11 protein-coding genes and 1 pseudogene are annotated in these 11,794 nt (G+C 69.6%); 5 read left to right on the forward strand and 7 right to left on the reverse strand.

Translation table 11 applies throughout. The features are described 5' to 3' along the window. The first annotated feature begins 43 nt into the window (after positions 1-43). Positions 44-1,963 (forward strand): serine/threonine-protein kinase, encoded by a 1,920-nt coding sequence (locus JIX55_RS49030; RefSeq protein WP_257561425.1) that lies wholly within the window; start codon positions 44-46, stop codon positions 1,961-1,963. A 22-nt stretch (positions 1,964-1,985) separates the two neighbouring features. On the opposite strand, the gene JIX55_RS49035 is transcribed toward JIX55_RS49030, so the two are convergent. The 3 genes from JIX55_RS49035 to JIX55_RS49045 form a co-directional block, all read right to left on the reverse strand. After that, positions 1,986-2,774 (reverse strand): FHA domain-containing protein, encoded by a 789-nt coding sequence (locus JIX55_RS49035; protein ID WP_257561424.1) that lies wholly within the window; start codon positions 2,772-2,774, stop codon positions 1,986-1,988. A gap of 446 nt (positions 2,775-3,220) precedes the next feature. After that, positions 3,221-3,682 carry a hypothetical protein gene (locus JIX55_RS49040; protein ID WP_257561423.1) on the reverse strand — a complete coding sequence of 154 codons (462 nt, stop codon included), beginning with the start codon at positions 3,680-3,682 and terminating at the stop codon, positions 3,221-3,223. A 55-nt stretch (positions 3,683-3,737) separates the two neighbouring features. Continuing rightward, on the reverse strand, positions 3,738-5,162 hold the full coding sequence (locus JIX55_RS49045; protein ID WP_257561422.1) for a tetratricopeptide repeat protein: 1,425 nt from the start codon (positions 5,160-5,162) through the stop codon (positions 3,738-3,740). 30 nt (positions 5,163-5,192) lie between these two features. On the opposite strand from JIX55_RS49045, the gene JIX55_RS49050 reads away from it, so the two are divergent. Then, positions 5,193-5,858, forward strand: a complete 666-nt coding sequence (locus tag JIX55_RS49050; RefSeq protein ID WP_257561421.1) for an AAA family ATPase — start codon at positions 5,193-5,195, stop codon at positions 5,856-5,858. A gap of 145 nt (positions 5,859-6,003) precedes the next feature. Beyond that, on the forward strand, positions 6,004-6,780 hold the full coding sequence (locus JIX55_RS49055; RefSeq protein WP_257561420.1) for a carbonic anhydrase: 777 nt from the start codon (positions 6,004-6,006) through the stop codon (positions 6,778-6,780). 704 nt (positions 6,781-7,484) lie between these two features. Here the strand turns inward: JIX55_RS49055 and JIX55_RS49060 are convergent. Further along, the gene (locus JIX55_RS49060) at positions 7,485-7,832 is read right to left on the reverse strand and encodes an SDR family NAD(P)-dependent oxidoreductase (RefSeq protein WP_306820143.1); all 348 of its coding nucleotides are present in this window, start codon (positions 7,830-7,832) and stop codon (positions 7,485-7,487) included. Between the two features lie 189 nt (positions 7,833-8,021). After that, entirely contained in the window at positions 8,022-8,867 is an 846-nt protein-coding gene (locus tag JIX55_RS49065; protein WP_257561419.1) for a helix-turn-helix transcriptional regulator, read from the reverse strand. 138 nt (positions 8,868-9,005) lie between these two features. Between JIX55_RS49065 and JIX55_RS49070 the strand changes: the two genes are divergently transcribed. Beyond that, positions 9,006-9,785, forward strand: a complete 780-nt coding sequence (locus JIX55_RS49070) for an NAD(P)H-dependent oxidoreductase (RefSeq protein WP_257561417.1) — start codon at positions 9,006-9,008, stop codon at positions 9,783-9,785. A 46-nt stretch (positions 9,786-9,831) separates the two neighbouring features. Here JIX55_RS49070 and JIX55_RS49075 read toward each other — a convergent pair. Then, positions 9,832-10,245: pseudogene (locus tag JIX55_RS49075) on the reverse strand (IS481 family transposase); the annotation flags it as partial. A 416-nt stretch (positions 10,246-10,661) separates the two neighbouring features. On the opposite strand from JIX55_RS49075, the gene JIX55_RS49080 reads away from it, so the two are divergent. Next, the gene (locus JIX55_RS49080; RefSeq protein WP_257561416.1) at positions 10,662-11,237 is read left to right on the forward strand and encodes a hypothetical protein; all 576 of its coding nucleotides are present in this window, start codon (positions 10,662-10,664) and stop codon (positions 11,235-11,237) included. Here JIX55_RS49080 and JIX55_RS49085 read toward each other — a convergent pair. Next, complete coding sequence (locus JIX55_RS49085) at positions 11,211-11,780, reverse strand: hypothetical protein (RefSeq protein ID WP_257561415.1); 570 nt, start codon at positions 11,778-11,780, stop codon at positions 11,211-11,213. The two genes, JIX55_RS49080 and JIX55_RS49085, sit on opposite strands and share 27 nt — an antisense overlap. Between the last annotated feature and the right edge of the window lie 14 nt (positions 11,781-11,794).

Genomic DNA, 11,794 nt, shown 5'->3' on the forward strand with positions numbered 1-11,794 from the left:
TCGGGCCTTGTGTGTTCCGGACTCGACCGATGGGGGAAGATCAGTGCGTTCCGGGGACGAGTTCGCCGACCGCTATGTCCTCAAGGAAGTCATCGGCGCGGGGCGGGGCGGCGACGTGTGGCTGGCCCACGACAAGGTCGTGGGCCAGGACGTCGCACTCAAACCGGAGCGGACGGACGGCGCGGGCGAGACCGCGGTGCGGCAGCTGCTGGGCGAACCGCGCGCCATGGCCAAGTTCCGCGATCATCCCCACGTCGTGACCCTGTTCGACGTCGTGACCGTGCCGCCGGGCGGGGACGGGGACGAGGCGGACACGTACTGGTTCGTCATGGAGTACGTGCCCGGCGGCGGGCTGGACCGGCAGCCGACGGTCTCTCCCGCGCGGGCGGCCCGTATCGGTGCCCAACTCGCCGACGCGCTCGCCGCCCTGCACGAGGAGGGCATCGTCCACTGCGACGTCAAGCCTGCCAATATCGGGCTCACTCGGCGCGGTGACGCGAAGCTGCTGGATTTCGGGGCCGCCTACAGGGTCGGCGGCAGCGAGACCATCACGATCAACGGCCCGTACAGTTACACCCCGGACTACGCCGCCCCCGAACTGGCCCGGGGCAACGTCCCCCGGCCGGCCTCGGACGTGTTCTGCCTGGCCGCCACCCTCCACGCCCTGGTCACCGGTGTGCCGCCGCGTGGCAGCGAGCCCGAGGAGAACGACGACCGCCAAGAGGCCCCGGACTCCTGGGAGAACACCGAGCGCCTGAGGCACCAGCGGGCCGAGCAGGGCTTCGTCGCGATGGACCCCGACGCCGTGGGAACGCTGTACCCCGTGCTCACCGCCATGCTCCGACGCGACCCTCGGCAACGCCCCGACGCCTCCGAGGTCAAGCGGTTACTGGAGGAGCTCGCCAGAGCCGAGCCGAAACCCCCTCGGGAGGCGTCCGCCACCATCGCCGGGCGTCGGCGTCGGCGCCGGTCACTGATCGCGTCCGCGCTCGGCGCGGGCGCCGTACTGGCTTTGGGACTCGTCGTCATACCCGACGACGGCGCCGGCGGGGAAGCCATCCCCGGGTCCGGTCGGAGCGGGTCGGAGCAAACGCAGGCCCTGATCGGTGATCCGCATACGGCCGACGTGTGCGCCCTGGCCGACCCCGCCGCTCTCGACCAGTTCGGCGGCAGGGACGGGGACGTCCGCGTGGATGTGGACTACGGGAACTTCGACCGCTGCGACGTGCTCGTGGGCATCGACGACAAGACCCGGATCGACGTGTCGATCCGCCTCGTTCGGGGCTTGCCGCCCGAGGGGTCCAAGCCCTCCCGCACCGTCGGGCGGATCGGCATCCGCGAGGACGAGGCGGAGAGCGACGAGTGCCAAAAGCTGCTGACCGCCGACGTCGGCACCACGGACGCACTGGTCGAGGTCCGCGCCAACATGGGCAAGGGCTCGGTGACCGGCGGCAACGCGACACTGTGCACGGTCGCCGACACGGCCGCCACAAGTGCGGCCCAGGTCCTGGACCGTGATCCGGTCCCGCGCCGTTCACCGGCCTACCCGCAGCGGTCGCTGGCCTGGGCGAACGCCTGCGAGCTCCTCGACGCCAAGGCGCTGTCCGTCGTACCCGGCCTCAAGGTCGACGTGCCGGACGTCGGCGTCGCGAACTGGAGCTGCAGGTGGTCGAGCGACGTCGACGAGCTGGATGCGGAGGTGAGCTTCTTCCGCGACCAGCCCAAGTCCGCCCAGGGCGGCACGGCCCTCACGCTCAGCGGATACCGCACCGTCGTCGAACCGAACGACGACGGCGACACCTGCACGGCCTTCGTCGAGGACCACAGGTACAGCGGCCAGGGCGCCGAGACGGCCGCCGAGATGGTGCGCCTGGACGTCGGCGGCGGGCGACCCACGGACGAACTCTGCGGGATGGCCGAGGACCTCGCGGCCTCGGCCGCCGCCGAACTCCGCGCGCGATGACACGGGAGGCGTCGCCGCCTGCTCACGGCGCGGAGTCCGGCCAGGCGGTGTCGTCCTCCATCCGGTCCAGGTCCGGCGGTACGAGGGTCGTGGACTCCACCAACCCCTTGATCAGGTTGTGCAGCAGGCGGTTGTCGCCGGGGCGGCCCTCGGACTTGTCGTGCAGCAGCGGATACCGGAAGCCGGCGCGGTCCAGACGGCGGCGTACGGCCTCGATCCGGTGCTCGATCCTGCGCTCGTTCCAGCCCGCGTCCGGGCGGAGGTAGGCGAGCTGCTTGGCCGCGGTGGCGTACGTCAGGGGGCGCGCGTCCTCCTCGTACAGCAGATACCGCTGGCCCAGGACGACCAGCAGCAGCCGTTCGTCGTCGTCGAGCGCCCAGATCTTCGGTGACACGGTCTCGGCGGTCCGTCGCGACACCGGCCCGGGGTCGTCGTGGCCCGCCACGTACAGCTCGACCAGGTGCTCACGGTAGCCGGAGCCCTTCACGAACAGCGGGGTGTAACCGGTGTCGAGGGGGATCGCCTCCGTACTCAAGTGCATCATCCGGCCGCGCGGCAGCCGCACGAGCTGCCGCCCGGTGTTGCGCAGCCACCACAGCCCATGGCGGTACGACAGCTCGCCGTGCTGTCGGCTCACCCCCAAGTCGTCCACGCCGACCCCCAGGTCGACATCCGGCTCCTCACCGCGCCCGAAGCGGAGGGTCAGGCCCGGCCGGGGCGGGGCACTGAGCTCACCGGTGACCGTGCGGGCGTGCAGGGTGCCGGGTGTGGCGGGCGCGACACCGCGCGCGAGGCTGGTGGTGAGGGTCATCGCCGGTCTCCTCGGTTCGTGGGGCTGCTCGGTGTGGGGCCACTGGCACGCGTACGGCGTTCTGACCAGTGTCCGCACCCGCTGCGGGACCCCTCCCCAACACTGGCCCGCACAAAGCAGCGTGCCCGACTGAGCGGTTCAACGACGCCCGCGGGCATAGGAGTTGAGAGGTTGAGCGATGAGGCGTTTCCCTCCGCCCGTCCCGGTCATGGGGGAGGAGCTGATGTGAGGTTCCCCTGACGCTGCAATCCGGGTTCCGCTTACGAACGCGCCGCACTCAGGGCTTTCGCTGAGCGCTCAGCGAAAGCCCACGGCTGTTCCGCTCCGGTGGCGCCTTGACGATGCTTCCCCCGGCGCGGCCGCGGCTCTGTCCGCGCGGGGAGTGAACCAGGAACTTCTGGTGTCCAGTCCTAGGGAAGTTTCAGCCTCCTTCTCCTCCTGCGGAGCTACTTCGTACTGAACTTCAGTACGGCGCCATCCTTGTGGACCGTGGTGGCGCCTACGGTGGTCTCCTTGCCGCCCGCTGTGGAGAACGCGGCTTCCCCGCCGTCGCCGAAGCTCACATAGCCCAGGAATCCCGAGGAATCGAAGCGCATGAGGGTGACTGTGGAGTACTTCACGGTCACGTGCAGATACCCGTTGCCGATCACGACGTCCATCGGCTCGGTGACGAGGATTTCGCAGTTCCCGTCCTTGCAGGCTCCGGTGTCCTTGCCGTCCTTGGCCTTGGGCAGCGGGCCGGTCGGGGACGGGCTCGGGGACGCCGGCTCAGCGGGCTCAGCCGGCTTGGAGACGCCGGGTGACGGCTTGGCCTCGAATGTGTCCGTGTCCTTGTCCGACGAACAACCGCCGACGACCAGTACGCCCACGACCACCACCGCCGCGACGCGCTTCACTCGTGTCGGCATGTCCATCTCCTCACCCAGGACGCCCATCCGTCGAAGCCACGGTCCGCCCCGCCGCTCACCGGACGACCAGCGGCTTGAACGCGGACCGCACATCGGACTTGGATTCCGTCACGTACTCGCTTGTCGAGTTCGCGGAGGTGTAGATGGACCACGGGCAGCTCGTGCCGCTGATCTGGATCGTGCGCTTGGCGACGAGCTTGCCCGTGCGCAACTCGTACACCTTCACCGGGACCGCGATCTTGTGGAAGGTCACGTAGGCGGAGGCGCCGGAGGACCCGCTCTTGTAGTACGAGCAGGTCTCGACGGAGCTTCCGTAGGTCTGCTCGCCCATGCAGACCACCAAGGCGGCATCAGCGGCGTCGCCCGCCTTCCAGGAGCCGGGGAGCTGCTTGGAGAAGTCGGTGTTGTACTCGTCGTAGGCGTAGAACAGCGCGCGGTTGGTGCCCTTGCCCATGGGCTTGGCTCCGCTGTACTTCGCCGGGCTGGAGCAGTACTCGGGCTGTGAGCCGGACCCGCCCGCGAGCAGGTCTTGGACGTTGGCCAGCTCGATGCTCAGCGTGGCCTTCCTGGAGCCCTCGCGGGCCTGGTCCGCGAGGCCGTCGTCGGGGTATCGGTCGAGCAGCTGGTTGTAATGCGTGCGGGCCTCCTCCCAGCTGTCCTCGGCCATGAGGTCGTCGCCGCATCCGACGAGTGCGGCGGGCTCGGTCCGTTCGACCGTGTCGGAGGTCCGGTCCAGAACGTCGTCGCTGTGCTTGCGATCGCGGAGCCAGTCGGTGACGGTGACGGTGTCGCAGGGATCCCTGGCGGGCAGGCCGCGGAGGAATCCGTTCAGGGTCGTCTCGACCGTCTTGTCGTTGCCGGGCTCCGCGAGCACCGAGGCCAGGGTGCCGAAGCCGTCTTCCAGGGCGTCGGTGTCCCCGGTCAGCGCGGTGGTGAGCTCGGTCCGGGCTGTCTGCAGCCGCTCGCAGGCCTGTACGGCTTCGTCGCCGCGGGCGGCGAGTGGCGCGTCGGCGATGCGGTGCCCGAACCGCGCCTTGTCCTGGGCGCTCAATACCCGTGCGCAGTCGCCGCGTTCGCGGGCGTCGGTGACGCTCTGCCCGATCCGGGAGGCGTCGTACCGCAGCAGCCCCACGGTCAGCAGCACCGGCAGCGTGACACCGACCGCGACCAGACGCTGACGGCGCACCGCCACCCGGTCGGCGCCTCTGCCGGCCAGGTACCACCCGTGGATGATGACGGCCGCCCACCACACGAGCACGGCGATCTCGTACGACGCCTCGTCGGTCGAGACCAGCCGGGAGACCAGCACGACGATGACGGCCACGGCGGCGACTGCGAGTCTCCACCGCCGCATCAGCAGATAGCCGACGCCGAGCAGAGAGGCGTTGCCGAGGGCGACGGCCAGCGGGTCGTATGCCCTGCCCTCGGCCGGTGTGGGCTTCGGCACCACCGGCCCGGCGGCGTACGTCGGGTTGCTCATACTGATCTCCCCGGTCGCAGAACGGTCTGGGTGTCCGCATGGTGCGACCCTGCGCCTGGGAGGGGTCCCGGAGCTTCGGGCGGACGATTCCGTGCATGGCCGGAGAACGAGGCCCTGGAGTTCTACGGCGCCGAGAAGAGCCCCGACGGCCTGGGCGGCCTGGACGTGCTCAAGGAATGGCTTCGGCTGCGCGAGCGCGCCTTCGGCGACGCCGCCCGCGAGTTCCGCCTGCCCGCCCCCAAGGGCATCGCGCTCATCGGTGTCCCCGGCACCGGCAGGAGCCTCACCGCGAAGATGATCGGCGGGCTGTGGCGGCTGCCGCTGCCGCGCCTGGACGTCGGCGCGCTGTTCGGCTCGTTGGTCGGTGAGCCGGAGGAGCGCGTACGGCGGGCGCTGAGGCCGGCGGAGACCGTCTCCCTGTGTGCGCTGTTGTGGATCGACGAGGTGGAGAAGGCACTGGGGGCCGGTGGCCGCGACGGAGGCACCTCGCAGCGCGTGTTCGGTACCGTGCTGACCTGGATGCGGGAGAAGACCGCGCCGGTGTTCGTGGTGGCCACCGCCAACGACGTCAGCGCGCTGACCCCGGGGACGCTGCGCCGCGGCCGGTTCGACGAGGTGTTCTTTCTCGACCTGCCCAAAACGGCTTTTCATGGTCACACCGTGTTTTTGGATGGGCGCTTCCCCTGCGCTTCATGAACGTTGGACGGGCCCTAACCGGTCTCCCGGCAGTGTGGCATCACCAACTCCACCTGGGAGAAGGGAGCTGAGAGCCGGTTCCGGCGCACTGCACGCTCCTCGAGTTCCCAGGCGGATATCGCTCAGGACCGTAAGGGGCAGACTCATGGGTAACGCTGTGCGGCCACAGCGCAGGGCCATTCTCACAGGAGGACTCGCGGCGGCCACCGCGGCCGTTCTCACCGGCTGTTCGTCCAAGGCGGGAGGCTCCGACACGGCGAAGGCGGCGAGCATCGGCGCGGCGTCGCCCACCCCCTCCGCGAACGCCGCCCGCCGACCCGACTCCGCCCGGACGGCATACGCGAGGCTGATGGAGGGCAACAGGCGTTGGGTGAGCGGGAAGTTGCAACACCCCGACCAGGACCCCGCCCGGCGCGCGGCTGTCGCCCCCGAACAGAAGCCGTACGGCGTGATCGTCTCCTGCATCGACTCCCGTGTACCGCCGGAGCTGGTCTTCGACACCGGCATAGGCGACCTGTTCGTGATACGCACCGGGGGACAGGTCGTGGAGCCGGTGGTCGTCGGCTCCGTCGAGTACGGGCCCCTGACCGCCGGGTCCCCGCTCATAGTCGTGCTCGGGCATCAGAACTGCGGGGCCATCAAGGCGGCGTACAAGGCGCTCAAGGGGGGCGAGAACCTGCCGGGCAACCTGCAGTCGATCGTCGAGGCCCTGCGCCCGGCCTACAAGGAGGTCGCCAAGGTCAAGCACGCCGACCCGGTCGACGCGATGATCCGTGCCCACGCCAACCGGACCGCCGCCGATCTGCGGTCCAACGCCGCCCTCGCCCCCTTGGTGAAGAAGGGCGAGTTGACCGTGGTCAGCACCTACTACTCGCTCGACACCGGCCGCGTGGAGACCCTCACCGGAGCCCCTTCCGCCTGACGTGGAGCACCGTCCTGACCGCGCCCGACTGCCCCGTCATGCGACGACTAGGGGCGGCCGGGCCAGGGCACCTCGGCCGCCCCAGCCGCTTCAGTGCTACGAGTGCCTGTTCGTTTGCGGCGCTGCGACAGGTCGAGTCGAGCCTGGTCTGGCAGGAGACGGAGGGCATGAGGGTGAGGTCGCTGCCAGCCGGGCTGCTTTGCCCGGCGAGGGCGCCACGTCCCACTTCCAGCATGGGCGGACGCCGGCGGATTCGCTGACGCAGCGCCGCGAGCATGGCACCTCCGTCCAGCGCTCGGCGAGATTCCGTGCGCAGCTGGTGTGTTCGCTCTGAAGACGGGCGTGAATGCCCGGATTCACGGCTCACGTGATGCAACCGGCGTGGGGACTGGCAAGGAAGAGCACCGCACGGGCGATGCCCTCGGGCTGGGCGACCCGGTTCAGGGCGACTCGGTTCAGGGCGACCCGGTCGAGGTACCGCTCGGAGATATCGGGTAGTTCAGACGCTCCTGGATGAGCCGGGACACGGTGAAGGCAAGCGCGATGGCGTTGACCCGTACTCCGTCGGCCCCCGAGCCCGAGGGCGAGGCTCTGCACCAGCGCGTCGACTGCCGCCTGGGTCGCGTTGTCGGCGAACTGGTTCCAGCCGCCCCGCAGTTTGCGATGGAGGAGATCGCCACGAAGTTGCCTCGGGTGGCGCGCAGTCATGGAACGGTAGGGCGGGCGAGACGTATCACCCCGTCGAGGTTCACCGAGCGCAGGCGCTCCCAGGTGTCGTTGAGGGTGTCGACGCCGCTGGGTTCGCTCGTGCCGGCGTCGTCGACGATGACGTCCAGGCGGTCGAAGAGTCGGACGACCCCCACCGCGCCGTCGAGCGCGTCCGCGTCCGTCACGTCGGCTTCGATCACCTGCACATGCTTGGTGTCGAAGCCCGCCACGGTCTCGTGCAGTGGCTCCGCACGGCGGCCGAGGACCGCCACGCACGCTCCCTGTTCGAGGAACGCGCGCGCGGTCGCCCGGCCGATGCCGGTGCCGGATCCCAGGACCAGGATGACCTGGCCTTGGTAGGGAAAGGTGGTTCAGGCGATTACGACTGCAGCGACTCTTGGAGGGCCGCGGCGGCGGCCCTGAGACGGGAGCTGGGGTGTCGGCCAGAAGCGTGTCACCAGCCGCAACGTAGGCCGGGGATCGGAAAGCCGTCACTGTTGAGGCGTTCCCGGCGGTGGGTGGGCGTCGTTGGGTTACTCGTGGACCTGAGCGTTCACTGGGGGATGCGCGTCACCGCTGTCCGCGCCCAGGCCCGCGAGCAGGCGCAGCCCGTCCTCGGCGGGGCTGCCGGGGGCCGCGGACAGCACCACCAGCTCCATCCCTGATTCGTCCGGTAGTGCGAAGTTCTCTTGGTGCAGTTCCAGCAGTCCGACCAGCGGGTGCCGGTATGCCTTGCGTCCATGTGTGCGGGCGCGCACGTCCGCGCGGGCCCAGAGGCGGCGGAAGCGCTCGCTGCCCATCGCCAACTCGCCGATGAGCGAGGCCAGGCGGGGGTCCTCCGGGTATTTGCCGGCGCCCAGGCGCAGGTGCCCGACCACGTCGAGGGTGCATTTCTCCCAGTCCGCGTAAAGGCCGCGCTCAGCCTCCTCAAGGAAGATGTGCCGGGCGGTGTTCAGGCCCGGCATCTGCCGCCCGTAGAGGAGCCCGGCGAGGCGGTTCCCGGCGAGCACGTCCAGGCGGTGGTCCATGATCAGCGCGGGCGCGTCGGCGACCAGGTCCAGGACGCGCAGCAGCTCCGGCCGGACCCGCCCGCCCGGCGCCTTCGCGCGGCGGCGCTGCCGGGCGAGCCGGTCAAGGTGCCCGCGTTCGGTCTCGTCGAGGCCGAGGACGCGGGCGAGCGCGTCGAGGACCTGCTCGGAGGGCTGGGTCGCGCGGCCCTGCTCCAGGCGTACGTAGTAGTCGACGCTGACTCCGGACAGGTGCGCGACCTCTTCACGGCGCAGCCCTTCGACCCGGCGGCGTCTGTCGGTGGGTATGCCGACGGCCGCCGGGTCGACCCGGGAACGCCGGGTCCGCAGGAAGCCCGCAAGATCGTCCATGCCTCCAGTATGGCCTCGGTGGTGCCCGTGAAGGTGGCCCTGCCAATACCAGGAAGTCCCGTCCGAAGGAAGAGGCGCCCCTGAATGCCGGGCGCCGCGACGCCCAGAATCGAAGGCATCCGATCCGAAGGAGTTCCCATGAAGACGCTGATCGTCTACGCCCACCCGGAGCCGAAGTCGCTCAACAGCTCGCTGAAGGACCTCGCGGTGTCCACATTGGAGACCGCCGGGCACGAGGTACGGGTGAGCGATCTGTACGCGATGAACTGGAAGGCGGTCGTGGACGCTGCGGACTATGGCCCCAACGCCTCAAGTCCGCTGAAGGTCGCCCTGGACTCGGGCCGGGCCTTCGACGCCGGGACGCTCACCCCGGACGTCCTCGCCGAGCAGGAGAAGCTGCTGTGGGCGGACACGATCATCTTCCAGTTCCCGCTGTGGTGGTACACGATGCCCGCGATCCTCAAAGGCTGGGTGGACCGGGTGTTCACCTACCACTTCGCGTACGGCGTCGGCGAGCACAGCGACACCAAGTACGGCGAGCGCTTCGGCGAAGGCACCCTCGCGGGCAGGAAGGCTCTGCTGTCGGTGACCGCCGGTGGCCCGGAGTCGCATTACGCCCCTCGCGGGATCAATGGCCCCATCGACGATCTGTTGTTCCCGATCCACCACGGCATCCTCTACTACCCGGGCATCGAGGTGCTGCCGCCGTTCGTGCTGTACGGCACCGACCGGATGACCGGCGAGGACTACCCGGACGTCGCCAAGGCATGGGTGCAGCGCCTGCTCACTCTGGAGTCGACCGAGCCGGTCGCGTTCCGGCGGCAGAACTTCGGTGACTACGAGATCCCCTCGCTGCACCTGAAGGAGGGACTGGAGCCCGCGGGCCGCACGGGTTTCGGGCTGCATGTGCGAGGCTGATCGCCGGCCCGACACCCCGAGCTGGGCGTGGGCAATGCCCAAACGGCTCGTCCAGGGCGGTGTGCAAATACAGGTAACCGCGCCCGGTGCGGGTCTGGTTCTGGCGGCCGGCCGCTCGGCCGAGGACTTTGTGGCCGCCGCCGTCGGGGATGCGGCCGAGCTTCTTGACGCCGATGTGGAGCAGTTCGCCGGGTCGGGCGCGTTCGTAGCGGCGGACGGGTTCTGCGGTGGCCCGGTCCTGCGTGGCCAGGGGCGGCAGGTCGTGCCGCTTGAGGATGCGGTGGGCCGTGGAGGCGGCGATCCGGGCTCGGGCAGCAAGCCGCAGCGGTCCGATGCGATGCTCGTGCCGCATGCGCACCACAACCGCACAACACGGCGACCGGTTTTCTCGGACCAGGTGGCCGAGTCCTGGCCGTGATCGTGTGTGCTTACGACGAAGCTGTCCAGGTCCTCGATGTCGACCGCAAGTTCCCACTGCGGAACGGATGCACTGGGTCCACGTGCGGCGATGAAATCGGCGCAGTCCAGAGGGGTCCCCGTCGTCTTGTCGTAGAAGTGCCGGGCTTTCTCACAAGCCCTGTTCGAGGGGATTGACATGGCGGCGCTGAGCGATCTGCGCAGTGATCTGGAATCCCACGCCTGGCGGCCCGATGAGTACACGCACGACCTGGCGACAGCGATGCGCGCGGAAGGCGGAGCCAGCGCCCACGCCGTACGCGTCGGGCTGCGCGCGGCCCGACGCCGAGGTCTCCCACGGCGGCTCGCACGGGTTGAAACGATCAGTAGGGGCTGGCTCTCAAGGCCGTGAAGGTTGGGCGTGCATAGACTCGTGGCGTCGATGTAGTCGACGTACGCCGGTACGGCGCCAGTAGGCGGATGGGAGACACTCTGGTGTGCAAAGTGGATCATGAGGCCGCGGCGGTGACTGCGACAGCGGCCCTGACCGCGGCCTACCCGTACCTGAGGCAAGAGACTTCTCCGCATCCGGCACTGGAAGGGTGCGAGGACGTGGAGTGGATGTCCATTCCTGGCTGCCCGGTTGATGTCCCGGTCGTCCTGCGCGGGCTGCTCGATCCTGACGCGGCTGAGATGGCCGAACGAGCACTGGACTGGCTTGTGATGTCAGGGCCGATGTCCATTAGCGCCACGATGCCGGCGGTCGTCCCATACCTACTGAGACTGACTGCCGATCCAACGATCCCACGCCGGAACGAGTTGTTCGGGCTCGTGCTTGTAGCCGCCGCCCTTTGCGCACCGACCGATCCCGACAACGCGTGGGACCTGACAGTCAGCGGCCCCGAGAGCGACCACCCTGAACGGGCCCTCTGCCGAGCGGCATTCGCTGCCGACGCGGCATGGGTGCGGCGTCTGCTGGCCGACGATGAACTGCTGGCCAGCCTTCACCTGGGTGAGGGCGAGCGGGCATCACTGGCCCAGGCGGCCGGACTGTAACGTGCAAAGCCCCGGGCAGTCCGACAGCCACTGCTGCAGGCTCCGCCCCCCGACGGTTGGCCTGCTGCAGCTGTCGGCTCGCGAGCCACGGGGCACGCCCCTGTGCGGGGACACTTCGACCGCATCCTGCACGAAAAGTTGAGCCAGAAACCGAGTTTCAACAGCGATGGGATCCTGCTTGGCCCGCACGCTGACGTCGATTCCCAGCGCGTCGCCGACCTGCCGGGCCTTGACCGGACCGGCGGTCTGCCGCACGGCGGCGAGGATGCGCTGGTAGTCCGGCGGAAGGGTGGTCTCCTCCACGCCTGAGGTGCGGTGCGGGATCAGCATCGCCGCACGTCCGCCCACCTGCCCGGGCGCCGGCGCGACAGAGGCGCGCTCGTCGGCGAGCTGTTCGCTCATCCGCTCAAGGACCCGCTCCGCGACGGTGAGCTCGTCCAGCTCGGCCCGCACCTCCGCCAGATGCTTGGCCGGCTTTTCTTCGAGTTCGTCCAGCTCCGCGCGCCGCGCGGTGATCCGTTCCAGCAGCTCGGGGTCCAGCATGCACCGGATCCCGG

The sequence above is a fragment of the Streptomyces sp. DSM 40750 genome, from assembly GCF_024612035.1.
GTDB lineage: Bacteria > Actinomycetota > Actinomycetes > Streptomycetales > Streptomycetaceae > Streptomyces.